Below are 17,240 nucleotides of genomic sequence, written 5' to 3' on the forward strand. Positions count from 1 at the left end.
CTTGTGGCCGGACAACTGTGGCGATGCTCGGCTCAAAATCCTGGCCCAAACTCCGCAACGCCTCAATCAACGATTCACATCCACTACAACCCTACCCCGCAGCTGACCGGCGAGTAACCGCGGCGCAGCCTCTATGGCTTCACTCAAGGCTATTTCATGACTGATCAACGGCAACAAGCCGAAGTCCAGATCCCTGGCCAGGCGATTCCAGGCCAGGATGCGGTTGGCCTTGGGTTGGGTCACGCTGTTGATCCCGGCCAGGGTGATGCCGCGCAAAATGAACGGCGCCACCGACGCCGGAAAATCCATGCCCTGGGCCAGACCGCAGGCGGCCACTGTGCCATTGGCGCGAGTGCTGGCACAGGCATTGGCCAGGGTGTGACTGCCCACCGAGTCGATCACCGCCGCCCAACGCTCCTTGGCCAACGGCTTGCCCGGCGCGGACAGGCTGGCGCGATCAATGATTTCGCCAGCGCCGAGCTGTTGCAGATAAGCATGCTCCGAAGCACGCCCGGTGGACGCCACGACCTGATAACCAAGCTTGTGCAGCAAGGCGATGGCAAAGCTGCCGACTCCGCCGTTGGCACCGGTGACCAGCACTTCGCCCTGTTCCGGGGACACGCCATTGCGTTCCAGCGCCAGGATACAGAGCATTGCCGTGTAACCCGCGGTGCCGATCGCCATGGCCTGGGCCGGGGTGAACGCGGCTGGCAAGGGAATCAGCCAGTCGCCGTCAAGTCGGGCCTTCTGCGCCAGACCACCCCAATGGCCTTCGCCGACACCCCAGCCATTGAGCAGTACCTGGTCGCCGGCCTTGTAGTCGGGGTGACTGCTGACTTCGACCGTTCCGACCAGATCGATTCCCGGCACCATGGGGAATTTACGCACCACCGGACTGCTGCCGGTGATCGCCAGGCCGTCCTTGAAATTCAAGGTACTGTAAGCCACACGGACCGTGACATTGCCCTCCGGCAACTGGTCTTCGCTGATTTGAGCCAGATTGGCCCGATAACCACTTTCATCTTTTTCGATCAAAATACCATTGAACATAGCGCCTCCTGGTAGAGCGATGAATGGGTGATGACAGGGACATTAGACTTCTCGCCTCTCAAGTCAATTCAGCCGAAGGCATAATCGACAATCGAGCTGAAAGTCGACTGGCCCTGCACCAATCACTCCTGATACAAACGTCCTGTTGCCGTCCTTATCTATTTTCGACGCCGGAGAACCACCAGAAATGAGCCAATGGCCTGATACCCGCATTCTTGATCTGCTCGGCATCGAGCTGCCGATTATTCAAGCCCCCATGGCTGGCGCCACCACTTCAGCCATGGTCATCGCCGCCAGCAACGCCGGAGGGTTGGGCTCCTTGCCGGCCGCGATGCTGAGCATCGAGCAGCTGCGCGAGGAGCTGAAGTTCATCCGCCAACACACCCAGCGCCCGCTGAACGTGAATTTTTTCTGCCATCAACCACCGACCGCCGATGCCGGTCGCGAGCATGACTGGAAGAACCTGCTGGAACCCTACTATCGCGAACTGGGTGTCGATTTCGACGCCCCCACGCCAGTCTCCAACCGCGTGCCCTTCGATCACGCCGCCTGTGAAGTGCTCGAAGAGTTTCGCCCGGAAGTGGTCAGCTTTCATTTCGGTCTGCCGGAACAGTCGCTGCTGGACCGCGTCAAAGCCACCGGCGCAAAGATTCTTTCCTCGGCGACCAGCGTCGATGAAGCGATCTGGCTGGAGCAGCATGGTTGCGATGCGATCATCGCCATGGGCTATGAAGCCGGCGGCCATCGCGGGATGTTTCTGAGCGACGACCTCAACACTCAGGTCGGGACCATGGCCCTGGTGCCGCAAATCGTCGATGCCGTCAGCGTCCCGGTCATCGCCGCGGGCGGGATCGGTGATGCCCGAGGGATCGCCGCGGCGTTTCTGCTCGGCGCCTCGGCAGTGCAATTGGGTACGGCCTATCTGTTCACCCCGGAGGCGAAAGTGACAGCGTCTCACCATAAAGCCCTGCGCACTGCCAAAGAGAGCGAGACCGCACTGACCAATATCTTCACCGGCCGCCCGGCGCGGGGGATTCTCAATCGGGTAATGCGCGAGCTCGGCCCGGTCAGCCCGGCGGCACCCGCCTTTCCGCTGGCTGGCGGCGCCTTGATGCCGCTGCGCGCCAAAGGCGAGGCCGATTTCAGCAACCTCTGGTCTGGCCAGGCGCTACGCCTGGGCATTGAACTACCAACAGCCGAGTTGACCAAGCTGCTGGCTGCGCAGGCATTGGCTAAATTGACCGCGCGTTAAACCTGGTCGGCGGCGTGCGCGGTGAGCACCTGGTTGTTGCAGCAGGAGTACAACAGGACAAAGCATAACGGCGCCGAGGGCGCCGTTATGTCATTTTTGCTACTGCATTACGCTGTCGGCTCTTATGGTTCGCTTTTACATAGTTGATGATTGCGATGAGCGCTACCCGCTTATTTCAATTGGTTTGGATTCACCCACCCGCTGAACCCCTCATTCCCCCGCAACACTAAAGGGCGCTGCGGCTCCAGTAGCCGGCGTCCCCTGCCCCCCCGTTCTCTCCATTGATCCAACGACCTGTCAACTCTGACAGTAGACATCCCCGATGTTCAGATCGCAGGCTTGTACCCGGAACAACTCCACTTCAAGACCGGGCGATGGGCGCCCAATGACGCCCTGCTGTTGAACAACGCGTAGCGTACGACCGCAAGAGGAGCTGAATCATGGACATCAGGGATTGCTTTACCGGTGACAACGTAACGTTGATTACGCGACATAGTGGCCTCAACAACGGCATCAGTTGTCGATCAGGCTACATCCGGCAGATCGACAAGGCCGCCGAAAAACTGGTTCTGGCCTGCCACTTCGGCCACGAGACGTGGTCGATCGAGTTTGAGGCCATTGTGCGTTGTGACCGCTGGAGGGCCAAACACACCTCCCAGTACTCATGGCCATACCACCGAAGGCCCGGTCGCCCTGTGGTGTAACTGCATAAGGCTCGCGACGTTCACCACTTGAGCTGCGCTTCACCCCCTGCGTCACTGCTTCCAGTTCCGTTCGCTGGCGATTCGCTATATATTCAACTATATAGCGTTCAAGCCATGCCCCAATGTAGGAGCGAGCTTGCTCGCGATGGACTCAAGGGCGGCGCGTTTATTCAGAAAACACGCGTTATCGTTAACCTCCATCGCGAGCAAGCTCGCTCCCACAAGGTTCTGCGCCATGTCTTATTGCCCTGGCGCAGTCCACTTCCAATAACAACCTACCCACTACACTCGACCCACCGGAGCCGCTACATGACTATTCGTGCCTCACGTTTCGCCCCCACCTGCCTGGCAACCTTGCTCGCAGTCTGCGCTTTCGGCTCGGCTCAGGCCGATGAAGTCCAGGTGGCGGTAGCGGCCAACTTCACCGCACCGATTCAAGCAATCGCCGCCGATTTCGAAAAGGACACCGGGCACAAACTGGTCGCCGCTTACGGGGCAACCGGCCAGTTCTATACCCAGATCAAGAACGGCGCGCCGTTCGAAGTGTTCCTCAGCGCCGATGACACTACGCCGCAGAAACTCGAATCCGAAGGCGACAGCGTCAAAGGCTCGCGCTTTACCTACGCCATCGGCACCCTGGCGCTGTGGTCGGCCAAGGACGGTTACGTCGATGCCAAGGGCAAAGTGCTCACCGACAACCAGTATCAGCACCTGTCCATCGCCAATCCAAAAGCGGCACCTTACGGTCTCGCCGCCACTCAGGTTTTGGCCAAGCTAGGTCTGACTGACAAGGTCAAGACCAAGATCGTCGAAGGCCAGAACATCACCCAGGCTTATCAGTTCGTCTCCACCGGCAATGCCGAACTGGGCTTTGTTGCCTTGTCGCAGATCTATAAAGACGGCAAAGTCACCAGCGGCTCTGCCTGGATCGTTCCGGCCGAGATGCATGAGCCGATCAAACAAGACGCGGTGATCCTCAACAAAGGCAAAGACAACCCGGCTGCCAAGGCACTGGTTGACTACCTCAAGGGCCCGAAAGCCGCAGCCGTCATCAAATCCTACGGTTACCAACTCTAAATGCCGCTATCGAGTGCCGATTTTTCCGCAATCTGGCTGACCCTGAAACTGGCGTCTTTGACCACGGTCATCCTGTTGCTGATCGGCACTCCGATTGCATTATGGCTGTCGCGCACCCGCTCCTGGCTGCGCGGGCCAATCGGCGCGATAGTCGCCCTGCCCCTGGTGCTGCCGCCGACCGTGATCGGCTTCTACCTGCTGCTGGCACTCGGGCCTCACGGCTTTGTCGGGCGCTTCACCGAGTCTCTCGGGCTGGGCACTCTGACCTTTAGTTTCAGCGGCCTGGTGATCGGCTCGGTCATCTACTCGATGCCCTTTGTCGTGCAGCCATTGCAGAACGCCTTTTCCGCCATCGGCAGCCGGCCACTGGAAGTCGCCGCGACCTTGCGCGCCAACCCTTGGGATACCTTCTTCAGCGTCGTCCTGCCGTTGGCCAGGCCCGGTTTTGTCACCGCGGCAATTCTCGGCTTCGCCCATACCGTGGGCGAGTTCGGCGTGGTACTGATGATCGGCGGCAATATCCCGGACAAAACCCGGGTGGTCTCGGTGCAGATCTACGACCGTGTCGAGGCCATGGAATATCTGCAGGCCCATTGGCTGGCCGGGGCCATGCTGGTGTTCTCGTTCCTGATTCTGCTTGCGCTCTATTCGAGCCGCAAAACCAAAGCCGGCTGGAGCTGATTGATGACTGCACTGCTTCACGTTCGCCTGCAACTGAGCTATTCCGACTTCTCCCTGGACCTCGACCTGCAGCTGCCGGGGCGCGGGGTCACGGCGTTATATGGCCACTCAGGGTCGGGTAAAACCACCTGCTTGCGCTGTATCGCGGGCCTGGAAAAAGCCGATCAGGGTTTTATCCAGATCAACGATGAAGTCTGGCAAGACAGCAGCAAAAAAATCTTCCTCGCCCCGCATAATCGCGCACTGGGCTACGTCTTCCAGGAAGCCAGTCTGTTTCCCCATCTGTCGGTGTTGGCCAATCTGGAGTTCGGCCTCAAGCGCATCCCGCGCCAACAACGCCGCGTGGACATGGCCCACGCCACCGAACTGCTGGGGATCGGCCATTTGCTCGACCGCCATCCGCAGCACTTGTCGGGGGGTGAGCGTCAACGCATCGGCATGGCCCGCGCCCTATTGACCAGCCCCAAAATACTGCTGATGGATGAGCCATTGGCGGCGCTGGACAGTCAACGTAAAAACGAAATCCTGCCCTACCTCGAGCGCCTGCACGACGAGCTCGAGATTCCGGTGCTGTACGTCAGTCACTCCCAGGATGAGGTCGCGCGGCTGGCCGATCACATCGTTCTGCTCAGTGAAGGCCGAGCCCTGGCCAGCGGCCCGATCGGCGAGACCCTCGCACGGCTAGATTTGCCGCTGGCGCTGGGTGACGATGCCGGCGTAGTCATCGAAGGCAAGGTCAGTGCCTACGACGCCGACTATCAGCTGCTGACCCTGCAATTGCCGGGCAGCCAGCTGAGTATTCGAGTCACCCATTTGCCACTGGCCCGCGCCGGGACTCTGCGCTTCAAAGTCCAGGCGCGTGACGTCAGCCTGAGCCTGGAAGATGCAGGACACAGCAGCATTCTCAATCGCTTGCCGGTCACGGTGATCAGCCAGATCCCCGCCGATAACGCCGCCCATGTGCTGGTGCGCCTGGATGTCGCGGGCACCGCGTTACTGGCGCGAATCACCCGTTACTCCCGAGACCAGTTGAACCTGCAACCGGGCCAGCAACTCTGGGCGCAGATCAAGGCGGTCGCAGTCCTGGCTTGAACATCGGGCGACCCCGTGCGGTCAATGGCAATACAGGCTCTGATTCGCTGCACGGGATTAACCGCCATGCCAGATACCTCGCAGCCCGATCTACCTCGCGACCTGCACTATGTCGACGACACTCAGCCCGGCATTCGGCGAAAACTGCAGCGGGGTAAGTTCAGCTACTTCAACGCCCAGGGTCAACGCATCCGCGACCCGCAGGAAATTCAACGCATCAACGCCCTGGCGGTACCGCCCGCCTACACCGATGTCTGGATCTGCGCCGACCCCTGCGGTCATCTGCAGGCCACCGGCCGCGACGCCCGCGGTCGCAAACAATACCGCTATCACCCGCGCTGGCGGGAAGTGCGTGACACCGACAAGTATTCACGCCTGCTCGAGTTCGGCATGACCTTGCCGAAACTGCGCAAACAGCTTGAAGCATTGCTGGCCGCCCCGGGCTTCAGCCGCGACAAGGTCATGGCCACCGTGATCACCTTGCTCGATGCCACGCTGATCCGCGTCGGCAACACTCAATATGCCCGCGACAACCGCTCATACGGGCTGACCACCCTGCGCAGCAAACATGTCGAAATCAAAGGCAGCGCGATTCTTTTTCAGTTCCGCGGCAAAAGTGGCGTCGAGCATCAGATCACCGTAAAAGACCTGCGCCTGGCGCGGATCATCAAGCGCTGCCTCGACCTGCCGGGGCAGAACCTGTTTCAGTATCTGGACGAGAATGGCGAACGGCACAGCGTCAGCTCCTCTGACGTCAATGCCTACCTGCAGACGCTCACCGGTGCCGAATTCACCGCCAAGGACTATCGTACCTGGGCCGGCAGCACCCAGGCATTGGCGGTTTTGCGCAAACTGCATTGGCAGCCCGAATCCGATGCAAAAAAGCATATTGTCGAGATGGTCAAATGCGTTGCCAGACAGCTCGGCAATACCCCGGCCGTGTGCCGCAAATGCTACATCCACCCGGCGCTGCTGGAGGGTTTCTTGCTGGGTACACTGGCCGATCTGCCCAGGCCCAGAGTCCGCAAAGGCTTGAAAGCAGAAGAAGTCAGGCTGACGACGTTCCTCGAGCAATTGGCGAAGAACCCACTCGATGCCTGAGGGCAGTGGCCTTTTTCGGCGATTCAGCGACAAGACCGCCTGGCGCTGGTTTTTGCAGGTTTCAAACTTGCTTCTATAGTTGTTCTGATACAAATCATACCGGTGACGCCATGGAAGACATTTTCGTTGTGAAGCGCTGCAACAAGATCATTATTCAGGGCCGCAGAGAGGGAGAAGCTTCTCACTTGGTGCCGGCCATCGACTGGTACCGGATCACCGATACCCGCACCGGTGGTTTCATAGGCGACGGTTATGATCGCCAGGCGCAGGCCGAGCGTGAATGCCAGCGACTGAATGCGGTCAGCAAGCGCGTTTCGTCTCGTTAGGGTTGAGCGACACCGAAGATGTTTACCGGGTCTATACTGATTTCAGCTGAAGGATCAGCCCCATCGGCACAAAGCTCGCTCCTGCGGGCTTTTTGCTGCGACCAGGCAGATTCTCTCACTCAATGGAGGTGTTCCAAATGTCCGAGAAAGAGTCCATCACCACACTGCTGACACTGCTCGACTCCCGTCAGGTCCGACTTGCCGCTGCCTGCAAGGAAATCGCCGACTGGGTCGACCACCAAGGTGGCCATCCCACCGCTCTGCGCATACGAGACCGTCTGAGAGAGATAGAAACCGAAACCCCGCTGGTTAGAAGCGCGCTGACCTCTTTGAAACCTGCCGAGCCGCCTCTTCCTCGATTCAGATAGTGGCGATTTCCAATAATCCACCCTAGGACCTGAAGAGGACTGCAAGAGCAAAGAATCAGTAACGCCGACAACATCATCGATTGCGGAGCAATTCGCCTATGCCGAAAAAACACTACTAAAGGCTTGAGTGAGCACTCTCACCCAGGCCTTTCTGGTATTCAGCCTTCCCCCATGCTCCTTACTCAAGTGTTCCTTACTCAGGCGCGGTTACAGGCAAGTAGCGAGTGCGGCAAGTCTGCGCTTGGCGACCCAAGTGTCCGATTCCGCGTAATAGTTGGCAGTGGTGCCGGAGTCAGTGCTCTGCACGTCGACGAAGTACTCGGCTGCGGTGGTGTAAACCGTATAACCGGCAGGCTTGCCCGGCTGCAGAAACGCTCCGGCATCCTCCCCGAACACCGCCACTTCCTGCCACGCTGCCTGTGTGCACTGGGCAACGACTTTGTCCGGTTTGTTCGAAGAAAGGGTCCTGTACGGGCTTTTCGAGCGAGCCTCGTTCATCGCGGACGTCATGCACCCTGCCAACAACATCAGGCCAAGGGCCCCTATCAAAATCCGCATGACCTAGCCTCAAGCTGAAAAAAGGCGACTGTATCACCTGGGCAGGCACAGATGAGAGTTTGGCAGTGAAGCCGGATGCTGACCCCGGGACGAGCCATGATTTTTCTGACGGGAGTGGCTTCACTGATCAGCAAGCCAGAAATGAAAAAGCCTCGCGCTGTGACGAGGCTTGTCTGCGGTTCAACTGTTTTTTCGACGGTTGCTTATCTTGGGAAGAAATTTCGCTTTGCCAATTCCTGGCGTCACGCCGGACTTGTTCTTGGCTGATGAATCGTCGATTGCAGCACCTTCGAAATCAACCTTGTAAGGTGTTTGACCGCAACCTATGCAGCTGTTGATCGGATACTCGTCCCCATTGTCCTCGATGTACGGATCACTCATCAATTGGTCCCCCTCTGACAGCTGATCAATACCAGCAAGCACCTGATTGCCTGAAAAAATATTGACCATCAAGATGCTTGAGCCTAGCTCGGAAATTGCCGCTGTGGGCGAGCAACGGGAAAGCCCGACCAATGGAGTAGATGCCGTCTTGCCCCTCATCTCGCGGATGTACCCAGATCCATTGCGGGAGCGAGCTTGCTCGCGAAAGCGGCCTGACAGTGATCGTTCCCGCGTTCCGGCGCGGCAACGATCATGCCTCAATTTCAATGAATATTGAGACGTCTCACTCATTGTGTTGTACTCAGAGCTCAATTTTTGGCTTTTTTGAGACAGTGATGATCAAAGGTCCTCCGGCAAATCCGGACAGCGTTTTCGATCTATTGGCCCAATCTCCTTACAAGGAGAAGTTGCCCGAGTATCTGGCGTTGCTTAAACCGCTGGATGAGCAGGGTCGTTATCTGCCGTTCGACGAACTGCGTTATCGCTGGGGGCCTGGCCTTGATTCGACGTTGTGCTGGGCTCTCGTCAAGAAGGCCCGCGCTGCTCAATATTCCAACCTGCTACCGTTGGGGGAGCCCACTCGATGGGGCAAATTCATCCTCACGCCCCTCGCGCAGAAGACCCTCTCGATCGTCGATCGCCAAGCGAGCACCGCCGCTCTGGAATACATGACCGGCAAGATCGGTGAGCGAGCGCATTTCAATTATCTGCTCAATGACTTGATCGAAGATGAGGCCATCAGCAGCAGCCAGCTTGAAGGTGCGGCGACCACCACGCTGGTGGCCAAGGATATGCTCAAGCGCAACCGACTGCCGCGCACCCCGGATGAGCGGATGGTCACTGGCAACTACAAAATGATGATCTTGGCCTGGGACCAACGGCATGAGCCGCTGAGCGTCGAGCTGATCGCCCGACTGCACCGGGTCGGGGTCGAGGGTATCGACGACAGCCAATACTCACCGGGCACTTTCAGGATCAATGACGAAGTAGTCGTTCAGGATGGTGAAGGCAACACCGTTCATACGCCACCACCGGCAACGGGTATCCAGGCCAGGCTTCATGGGCTGTCGAACTGGATCAATCATTCCCACAACGACCCGCTGCGCGACGATTACCTTCATCCGTTGATCAAGGGCATCGCCCTGCATTTTGCCCTCGGATACGAGCACCCGTTCCGTGATGGCAATGGCCGTGTGGCGCGCGCATTGTTTTATTGGTTCATGTTCAAGAATGACTTCGCGGCGTTTCGTTACATCGCTATCAGCATCCTGTTACGCAATGCGCCGCTGAAATATGGCCGGTCCTATTTGCATAGCGAAACGGATGGCCTGGACCTGACCTATTTCATCGATTACCAATGCTCGGTGATCGTCCGCGCAGTGACCGGGTTCACCTCGGCTTATCAGAAAAGCCTGGCGTATGCCGAGGGTTTTGATCAATGGCTGGAAGAGTCCGGGCTGTTCAAGCAGTTGAGCGAAAAGCAACGAACCGTGCTTCAGTTGGCCAAGAGCGGCATGGCCAAGGATTTCACGGCCGTGAATGTGAAGGAAAATCTGGATTGCTCCTACAACACGGCGTCGGCTGTGTTGAATGGCTTGGTAGAGCTGAAGATTTTCGAGAAAAAGAAGCAGGGCCGCGAGTGGGTATTCTTTCTGCGTGACAGCCAGGAAATCAAACAGACCTGAGCGTAGCCGCCCGTACATCCACAATCTCCCGGTGTACACGTCTATGTAGAAGCTGCCGCAGGCTGCGCTCCTGGCGAGCCGGCACGCACCGAAAGTCTGCAGGCAAGCCGACGCGGGATCGCGCAAGGCTCTCAGGAATCAAGGAAAGGGGGAAAGGATAAAAGCGATCAATGAGCCCTATGCACAGGTGCGCGAGCAGTTGGCCAGATGCGCAGCGATTGTACCCGAAGGTCGGCATCAGGCTCATTGACCATTGCCCAACTCAATGTTGGACTGTTTCCATTACGATGAATGGAGGTATTGCAGCCCGCTCTCACCCCAGCCTGTTTCCTTCAAGGTGGGAGCCGTGCAATTACTTTCTAGCAAAGCCTTTCCTGCTGGTCTAGTAACCTTTTGTCCTAAAGGTATACGCACAGGAAATAAGCCGTTATCTGGCAATTCAGCCGCTCCCGGATCATTCGGACCGACGGCTACAGCTATTGCCCCGGATACGGAATAGGGTTAGTGGCCACTAGCCAGTAGTTTATGGAGCGAAACCATGAGTTCTGCAGCATTTACCATTTGCTACAGCTTCAAGGGCGCACGTTTTGTCTTTAGCTATTTATCCTCGGGCCTCACTGACACTGATGCCTGCTACCTCTCGCTGCTGCATGCCGGCTGCATTCCTGAACCGGGCATGGCGTGTGCGGGAGTGTATCGCTCCATGCAGGACTTTGCCGGGCGCAGCGGTGTCACCGACGTGAGATGGCATAAATCCACGTGATGCGATCCAGCCACCACTGAACGAAGCGATCAGGGCACAGGTCATAAGCAAGCAAAATAAGGTCCAGAGTCCTTTGCGATAGCAGCTCCAGATTCTCGAGCGTAACCGAAGCTCAAGGGGTGAGCTTCAGATGTGCGTTCACTTTGCCGTTCGCCGGATCGACAAACCAATACTGATTGTTGGCCACTTTCACCTGGCTGCACTCCGTTGGATATTCCTTCATGTCAATACAGATAACGCCGTCCTTCAGCCCCCAGCGCTCAGTGACCGGTGCTTCGGGGGGCATCACGAAAACGTCTGTCCCGTCGGCGAAAAAACTGATCGAGTAAGGGTGCCCGGTCCTGGTGTTGCCGTAGAACTTATTACCCACCAACGCACTGCGCGCCTGTCCGTCATCAAGGGTCACAGCAGATGACGGCACCGGTGGCGGCTCATGGCGGCCGGTGGTCCCGCAGCCAGCCACACTTGCAACGAGGATAAACGCGCCGAACTTGAATAAAGTCATGCCACCCCCCCTAAGGTACCGGAAGAATTTCCGGATAAATCAGAGCTTAGGCGAGACTGTTTTCGCAAGATGAGCAAACGCCGAACGGTTGACGCTCCAGGATCCACGGCACAAAGACCCTGCCCGACCTTGCCGAAATAAAAAAGCCCCGGCATGGCCAAGGCTGGAAACGTGCGGTAAAGATCGAACTATTGGCTATTGGCCGGGGTTTTCGACCTCACTTTGTAAGAGGGCAAATTGGCCGCATAAGCCACGGCTTCCTCCCGGGTGCCGAAGGAGCCGAATCGGTCAGCTTGGGTACAGACTTTCCACGGACCGCTGTTTACGCTGATCAACTCATAACCATTGACTTGAAACTTGCTCAGCATCGGAACGCTCATAATCACCTCCCTATCGCTAGCGATGATCCAGGGTATTGCTCGAACCACCTTACACCCTGCCCGGCCCCGATGACGACCCTTGCACTGATGGACGGCAAACCGGACTTTCCGGCTTCCGAAACGGTGAGCAACAAAGCCCCGCACAATGGCGGGGCTGATTTTCGGTATCAGGGCCGCAGTGGCCGCTCTTGATCGCGATCAGACAGTTCTTTGCCATCCTCCGGATGTTTCCAGGTCTGTGCGCGATGCCGTTCTTCTTTGATTTCTTCCTGCGTAGGCTCGTCTTCCAGTTCCGCTGGGTCCTGTGGTTTTCGTTCAGTTGCCATGCCCACCTCCCGCCCTTAAGAATTGGTCTTCACCGTTTAAGGATAGAACAAACTCATCGGTTCGCTTTTTGATCACAACGGGTAGCCAAATCCCGACTCTGTCAATCGTTTGGTAGCGGCATGTCCTCGTCATCCGGAATGCCGTCCCCGGCACTACGGTCCTTGCGTTCCTGTGGGTGCTCCCGGGTGACCACGTCCGGCCTTGCCAGAGGATCGAATGTACCCGGGGCATCAGGGTCCATTGTGGGCTCGTCCGTGCCTGGCTCGGGTTTGGAGGGGACACTGCCTTGGGTCTCGTCTTGAAAACTCGAATCGGTAGACATACTCACCTCCCAAAGAGGTCCAGCGAATCTGGGCCTTATGGGTTGGAAGTTCGCCGCGGGGCAAGGTGCTATCGAGTAGACGAATGGCCGGGTCAGCCAGAAGCCGCTAGCCACTCATGTCTACACTGACGGGAGCGACTCTGCTCGGTGGAAGCCATGAAATTCACAGCCAGAATGGCCTTTTTCAGCATAGCGGCAACCCTTGCCTGGCTCGGGCTTGCCGTTCTGGGCCGGGGTGGATTTGTTGCCTTCTTTTCCCATCCGGCGCTGGTCGTCATTGCGCTTTCAACCCTGGCGATGTCCGTCGTGGCACTGTTCACCGAGGGCAATTTGAGTCCTGGAGAGCGTGAAGACCGAGGCAACCGTTGGGTTCTTCCGGTTTTTGCCCTGATCGGCCTGCTGAGCGGATTTCTACCGGCCTATACCGACCGGATCGGGTTCTGGACGGTCGGTGGCGAGGGGCTGCGCTGGGTCGGCGTGGTACTTTTCATCGCCGGTGGCGCACTGCGGATCTGGCCGGTCTTTGTCCTTGGCAAGCGCTTCAGTGGACTGGTGGCCATCCAGCCCGGGCATACGCTGGTCACCGATGGCGTGTACCGAATCCTGCGTAATCCGAGTTATCTGGGGCTGCTGATCAACTCCCTGGGCTGGGCGCTGGCCTTTCGTTCAGTGGTCGGTTTGCTGCTTACGGCACTGACGCTGGTTCCGCTGATTGCCCGCATACGCGCCGAAGAGGCGTTGTTACGCGCGCAGTTCGGCAGTGAGTATGAGGCGTACTGCGAAAACACATGGCGGCTGATACCGGGGATTTATTGATCGCCAAGGAGGACATCCAGGTGCTCGCCTGACTGTCTACAACCGGTCGGCCTGCTCGATCATATTTTTCGCCAGCTTGATGCCCTGGTTTTTGGCATCGTCGAAGCTCTTGTAGTTCGCCACTTCATGCAGGTTCTGAAGATAGTCTGCGGAGTGCGTCACGGTAATACGCAGCCCTTTCGGGATCGGATCAGCTGCGTCCCCCCATTCGAAGTCAATCGTCGCCTCCCTGCCGTCCGGATGGGTGTATTTAACCGGTTGCGACCTGTCTACGGGTGCCATTTTGATCTCCGTGATATCCAGTGATGTGCCGTGATTTAAGCATTAGTTCACAACCGGCGGTCACGCCACCTTTACGTGGGTCAGCGTCGCCGCGCCACAGTATTTCCTGCGTCAGTTCGAAGTGAGAGCCGCCTCAGGTCCCTCACTTTGCGGTGCTGAATACCTGGTTAATCAGCGCATGCGCCCGAGGTAAATACTGGCCAGAGCAATACCGAACCGCAATGCATCGCCATAGCTGTTCCATTCGCCCAACTCCTCGCCCAGCTTGACTTGTTCTTTGCCCTTCTTGAGCCAGATAACAATTCCGACAGGTGACCGGCTTTTCGGATCGCCCCACATGAAATCAATCGTGGCTTGCACTCCGTTTGGATGGATGTACTCCACGGGATAAGGCCTTTCCACAACCAAATGCATGGACACCTCCCTCATCCGGCCCCGCGCCGGGATAATAGAAATAGACCATGCGCGCAGACCCTGCCAGTGGTCGTGAACTGACATTTTCTTACGCAAAAAATCGACAACCCGGCGCGGTTCTGGAATCCCCCCGGAAGACGAATCAAAGTGTGGTTTTTCGGGGCTCTGGTAGCTGGCGGCAATCAGCTTTTTTACTAGCCTCTGCGCCACATTGGAACGTGCCGCGCTGGACCGTCGATAGCGGCAAACCTTGATAGCACCGCGTTTGGTGGCCTCTCACAAACTACCCAAACGCGCTCCGGCTCCTTGCCTAGAAACGCTCGTTCAAATATTCGACCCATCGCTCATAGGCCTCATGTTGCCGCCTGATGGTTTCGTCCCACTCCGGGCCACTGGTTTGACGCGCCGATATCAGCTGCATCATCGCTGAAGTCGCCGCATCCAGCTCCAGTATCAGCGTGTGCGCCTTGAGCCTGAACTCGTCCTCGGTAGTCATTGCAGTTTCCCTCTTCAAGCTGATTGAAAGGCATTCGGTACAACTGATCCCGGCCTGAATGAAAAAACTCTGCAAGGGTAAACCTGCAGGGCTTCTCGGCCAGGCTGACTAATCATTGCGCAGATCGGCAAGCGGATCATAAGGTTTGGGCACAGGCCTCTGCCCATCCGCACCATGATCCTTGCCCGGTATTTTCGCCGGGCCTATGGGATCGACTTGCGGATCCGCAAGGTCCGGCGAGTCAGGATCGAAACCCAGTTCATCGTTGACCGATGGTGGTTCAGAGGGTCGTGGGTCTTTTGGCAGATTCGGAGTATTAGCCATATGCACCTCTTGGCTGCGACCCAAGTGTTGGGGGCCTGAACTTAAGAACCTGACTAGTCTCCAGAGTGCAAAATAGCTGACGAATGGACATAAACCCGCGCATTACTGGCATGCCGACTAACTAATATTGATCTGCATTACTCAGTCAAACGCAGCAGTCAAGTGCAGCAGTAAAGTGCAGCGCCCTGCTCTCAACAGGACTGCCATGGACGACAGCCGGAAACCTCATCAACAGGGGGAAATGGGATGTCCAGAAAAGCATCACGAAAAAGCAGGTCGCTGGTTTTCCTGTCAATCCTGGCTGTCAGTCTTTCGTTTATTTCAGGATGCGCAAATAAACACTCCGAGGGGCGTTCTTCAACGCCAATCGGAGGTTCCAACTGCTATGCCAAAGCCATGCCCAGCGTTGGAGAGGGAAGCCTGGCATGGGGTGCCAGCCTGCAGAAGGTACGCACCTCTTCAATCATCAATTGCAGACGCTATGCAGGTCGATCAGGGGGAACTCCGAATACCTGCAAGGTAGTGTTGGCTCAATGCAAGAATTGATCTTGCGCAGTAGTCCGGATCCGTAATGGAAAGTATTGCCAGCAAGGGAAATTCGGACTGAGTCTCGCCACACAGACCAGAAATGAACCAGGGCTCTGGGTAGGCGCATCACCAGCTTGGGGGCTGGTCTGGACAAAAATCTTGATACATAGTTCTAGGTAATCATTCTCAATGCTGCCACCATGCGCCGCTTCAAAAGAAGACAGGACGCCCTTGTGCAGTCTCTTAAAACCGTCAGGTCAGGTTTCCCTCTGTGCCATCAAGTGGCTAAGGCGACCTTGTATTTCTCGCAGTTCCCTGGCGCATCGATTCTCGATGCCATCGGTAAGTTGATAGAACCGCATTACCGAGACCGCCCCAACCGCGTCAGCCAGCCTGTGGGTGATGACGGTTGCAAGTTCTTCATGAAGGTTCAACGTGTCGAGACGCTGCCAAAGAAATACCGCATAACGCTGGGGCGCCCAAAGCGTTCAGGCAGGTTCGACTGGCCCATCGAGGAGCTGTTGAACACGATCATAGCCGCGGAACGTGGCGTTGAGACTGCCCGCATTGTGGGCTTCGGGGTGATCAAGCCAAGGTTCGGTATTGTCCAGGAGTTCGTGCTGTTGACTGAATTTCTCGATGAACACATGAATGGTTTGCAATGGTTGCAGAAGCACCCGGAGCGGGTGGTTGAGTTCGTCAAAGGGTGCCTGAACCTCATTGTCGACATGCGAAACCGTGGTCTGACTCACCTCGACCTATGGGTGGCGAACGTGATGGTGCCGGAAAAGCAGTGGACTACCCTGCGGGTCATCGATATGGAGAATGTTTTCACCCGCCCATCGGGCTTCAACTCCGAAACCCTGGGCTTTCAGCTGGGTTTTCTGTACTGCAAAGAAATGAGTCATTTCATTGATGAAGCGTTGTACGACAGTTTGGTCAGCGACTTCTTGCGTGAATGCGTGGAGGTCGATGGCGCTGCATTCGAGCGAATATACACAGCGAGCAAGCACAACAAATTCAGCCATAAGAAGCGCCGCAAGATCTTTCTCGAAGGCGAGTTGGAGATTGCCTGAATCGCTGGGGGGCGTGCCGGCGCGTGGAAGCGGAAACGAACAAGGGCTTGCGTTAGCTTTCGCTCGCAAACCCTTGATTTTTTCCACTTATGTGATCGCGCCGAGGCCAGACATCAGCCCTTTTGACTGTTGGCCTTATTGGCCGCATCAGTGATTTTCTTTATGCGCTTCTCCATCCTCGCCTGTTGCCTGCAAGGGTTGCTGGAGTAACTCTTACAAGCTATTACCCCACCAGTCAAAAAAACCCCGAAAAGAAACAACGTTGCGACTAATGCAAATAGAGCGGCAAATGCACTGATCAGCCACGGCGCCAGGAGAGCGATAATTACCAGAAGCCCCAAGAATATAAGGATCAGCATCGGATTTGCCTCCATTCAACAGCCAGCCTATCAAATTACTTCGCGACACCCATTCATTCGCTACGACGGCCCGTGAGCGCCTGCCGATCAGGGTCCTTAGGGTGCCAGTATTGAGCTGCACGGACACACCCAGCACTCCAGCTTGTCAGACCTTCTCGGGCACCGCGTCGGCGTCCTTACCAGGAGATTAGCACCGGAAATAACTATTGCCGCGTAACCGTCGACACTCAGGGCATTAATTGCCAGACAGGCACCGCACAGGCCGCCGAAGCGCGCTTCGATGCTGCGCACGGCAGCCAGCGTATCGCCAACAAAGTGTATTGCGGACCAACTCTAAAATTGCGGACCTGAAACGAACAAGGGTTTGCATTAG

At 57.0% G+C, this 17,240-nt stretch carries 24 protein-coding genes; 12 read left to right on the forward strand and 12 right to left on the reverse strand.

Annotated features, from left to right (window positions below; all coding sequences use genetic code 11):
- Positions 1-66: 66 nt before the first annotated feature.
- A complete protein-coding gene (gene acuI, locus ACA064_RS16660) occupies positions 67-1,050 on the reverse strand; it encodes an acrylyl-CoA reductase (NADPH) (protein WP_497669095.1) in 984 nt (327 codons plus the stop codon).
- A gap of 187 nt (positions 1,051-1,237) precedes the next feature.
- Between acuI and ACA064_RS16665 the strand changes: the two genes are divergently transcribed.
- The 8 genes from ACA064_RS16665 to ACA064_RS16700 all read left to right on the forward strand — a co-directional run bounded on the left by ACA064_RS16665 (position 1,238) and on the right by ACA064_RS16700 (position 7,651).
- Positions 1,238-2,302 (forward strand): NAD(P)H-dependent flavin oxidoreductase, encoded by a 1,065-nt coding sequence (locus ACA064_RS16665; RefSeq protein ID WP_497669096.1) that lies wholly within the window; start codon positions 1,238-1,240, stop codon positions 2,300-2,302.
- 440 nt (positions 2,303-2,742) lie between these two features.
- Entirely contained in the window at positions 2,743-3,006 is a 264-nt protein-coding gene (locus ACA064_RS16670; protein WP_497669097.1) for a hypothetical protein, read from the forward strand.
- Positions 3,007-3,315: 309 nt separating this feature from the next.
- A complete protein-coding gene (gene modA / locus ACA064_RS16675; RefSeq protein WP_497669098.1) occupies positions 3,316-4,083 on the forward strand; it encodes a molybdate ABC transporter substrate-binding protein in 768 nt (255 codons plus the stop codon).
- Positions 4,084-4,764 (forward strand): molybdate ABC transporter permease subunit, encoded by a 681-nt coding sequence (modB, locus tag ACA064_RS16680; RefSeq protein WP_497669099.1) that lies wholly within the window; start codon positions 4,084-4,086, stop codon positions 4,762-4,764.
- A gap of 3 nt (positions 4,765-4,767) precedes the next feature.
- Positions 4,768-5,856 carry a molybdenum ABC transporter ATP-binding protein gene (gene modC, locus ACA064_RS16685; RefSeq protein ID WP_497669100.1) on the forward strand — a complete coding sequence of 363 codons (1,089 nt, stop codon included), beginning with the start codon at positions 4,768-4,770 and terminating at the stop codon, positions 5,854-5,856.
- Positions 5,857-5,922: 66 nt separating this feature from the next.
- Entirely contained in the window at positions 5,923-6,957 is a 1,035-nt protein-coding gene (locus ACA064_RS16690) for a DNA topoisomerase IB (protein ID WP_497669101.1), read from the forward strand.
- A 110-nt stretch (positions 6,958-7,067) separates the two neighbouring features.
- The gene (locus ACA064_RS16695) at positions 7,068-7,283 is read left to right on the forward strand and encodes a hypothetical protein (protein ID WP_497669102.1); all 216 of its coding nucleotides are present in this window, start codon (positions 7,068-7,070) and stop codon (positions 7,281-7,283) included.
- A 137-nt stretch (positions 7,284-7,420) separates the two neighbouring features.
- Entirely contained in the window at positions 7,421-7,651 is a 231-nt protein-coding gene (locus tag ACA064_RS16700) for a hypothetical protein (protein ID WP_497669103.1), read from the forward strand.
- 207 nt (positions 7,652-7,858) lie between these two features.
- On the opposite strand, the gene ACA064_RS16705 is transcribed toward ACA064_RS16700, so the two are convergent.
- Together ACA064_RS16705 and ACA064_RS16710 are read right to left on the reverse strand one after the other, a co-directional pair.
- Entirely contained in the window at positions 7,859-8,209 is a 351-nt protein-coding gene (locus ACA064_RS16705) for a hypothetical protein (protein ID WP_497669104.1), read from the reverse strand.
- A gap of 180 nt (positions 8,210-8,389) precedes the next feature.
- On the reverse strand, positions 8,390-8,881 hold the full coding sequence (locus tag ACA064_RS16710) for a hypothetical protein (RefSeq protein WP_497669105.1): 492 nt from the start codon (positions 8,879-8,881) through the stop codon (positions 8,390-8,392).
- Between the two features lie 44 nt (positions 8,882-8,925).
- Between ACA064_RS16710 and ACA064_RS16715 the strand changes: the two genes are divergently transcribed.
- Positions 8,926-10,275, forward strand: coding sequence for a Fic family protein (locus tag ACA064_RS16715; RefSeq protein ID WP_497669106.1), 1,350 nt, complete (start codon positions 8,926-8,928; stop codon positions 10,273-10,275).
- A 538-nt stretch (positions 10,276-10,813) separates the two neighbouring features.
- Positions 10,814-11,038 (forward strand): DUF6555 family protein, encoded by a 225-nt coding sequence (locus ACA064_RS16720; protein WP_497669107.1) that lies wholly within the window; start codon positions 10,814-10,816, stop codon positions 11,036-11,038.
- A gap of 112 nt (positions 11,039-11,150) precedes the next feature.
- Here the strand turns inward: ACA064_RS16720 and ACA064_RS16725 are convergent, their stop codons facing one another.
- From ACA064_RS16725 to ACA064_RS16740, 4 genes are all read right to left on the reverse strand, one after another.
- Positions 11,151-11,543, reverse strand: a complete 393-nt coding sequence (locus ACA064_RS16725) for a hypothetical protein (RefSeq protein WP_497669108.1) — start codon at positions 11,541-11,543, stop codon at positions 11,151-11,153.
- Positions 11,544-11,731: 188 nt separating this feature from the next.
- Positions 11,732-11,923 carry a DUF2188 domain-containing protein gene (locus tag ACA064_RS16730; RefSeq protein WP_497669109.1) on the reverse strand — a complete coding sequence of 64 codons (192 nt, stop codon included), beginning with the start codon at positions 11,921-11,923 and terminating at the stop codon, positions 11,732-11,734.
- A gap of 167 nt (positions 11,924-12,090) precedes the next feature.
- The gene (locus ACA064_RS16735; RefSeq protein WP_497669110.1) at positions 12,091-12,249 is read right to left on the reverse strand and encodes a hypothetical protein; all 159 of its coding nucleotides are present in this window, start codon (positions 12,247-12,249) and stop codon (positions 12,091-12,093) included.
- A gap of 101 nt (positions 12,250-12,350) precedes the next feature.
- Complete coding sequence (locus tag ACA064_RS16740) at positions 12,351-12,572, reverse strand: hypothetical protein (protein WP_497674264.1); 222 nt, start codon at positions 12,570-12,572, stop codon at positions 12,351-12,353.
- Between the two features lie 156 nt (positions 12,573-12,728).
- On the opposite strand from ACA064_RS16740, the gene ACA064_RS16745 reads away from it, so the two are divergent.
- Positions 12,729-13,388: a methyltransferase family protein gene (locus ACA064_RS16745; protein WP_497669111.1), complete on the forward strand. Its 660-nt coding sequence runs from the start codon at positions 12,729-12,731 to the stop codon at positions 13,386-13,388.
- 36 nt (positions 13,389-13,424) lie between these two features.
- Here the strand turns inward: ACA064_RS16745 and ACA064_RS16750 are convergent, their stop codons facing one another.
- The 4 genes from ACA064_RS16750 to ACA064_RS16765 form a co-directional block, all read right to left on the reverse strand.
- A complete protein-coding gene (locus ACA064_RS16750) occupies positions 13,425-13,670 on the reverse strand; it encodes a hypothetical protein (protein ID WP_497669112.1) in 246 nt (81 codons plus the stop codon).
- Between the two features lie 171 nt (positions 13,671-13,841).
- Positions 13,842-14,084, reverse strand: coding sequence for a hypothetical protein (locus ACA064_RS16755; RefSeq protein ID WP_497669113.1), 243 nt, complete (start codon positions 14,082-14,084; stop codon positions 13,842-13,844).
- A 310-nt stretch (positions 14,085-14,394) separates the two neighbouring features.
- Positions 14,395-14,580, reverse strand: a complete 186-nt coding sequence (locus ACA064_RS16760; protein ID WP_497669114.1) for a hypothetical protein — start codon at positions 14,578-14,580, stop codon at positions 14,395-14,397.
- 108 nt (positions 14,581-14,688) lie between these two features.
- Positions 14,689-14,904, reverse strand: a complete 216-nt coding sequence (locus ACA064_RS16765; protein WP_497669115.1) for a DUF6021 family protein — start codon at positions 14,902-14,904, stop codon at positions 14,689-14,691.
- A 728-nt stretch (positions 14,905-15,632) separates the two neighbouring features.
- Here ACA064_RS16765 and ACA064_RS16770 point away from each other — a divergent pair.
- On the forward strand, positions 15,633-16,508 hold the full coding sequence (locus ACA064_RS16770; protein WP_497669116.1) for a lipopolysaccharide kinase InaA family protein: 876 nt from the start codon (positions 15,633-15,635) through the stop codon (positions 16,506-16,508).
- Between the two features lie 113 nt (positions 16,509-16,621).
- On the opposite strand, the gene ACA064_RS16775 is transcribed toward ACA064_RS16770, so the two are convergent.
- Entirely contained in the window at positions 16,622-16,867 is a 246-nt protein-coding gene (locus tag ACA064_RS16775; RefSeq protein ID WP_497669117.1) for a hypothetical protein, read from the reverse strand.
- Between the last annotated feature and the right edge of the window lie 373 nt (positions 16,868-17,240).

The organism is Pseudomonas sp. LBUM1658, assembly GCF_059716055.1.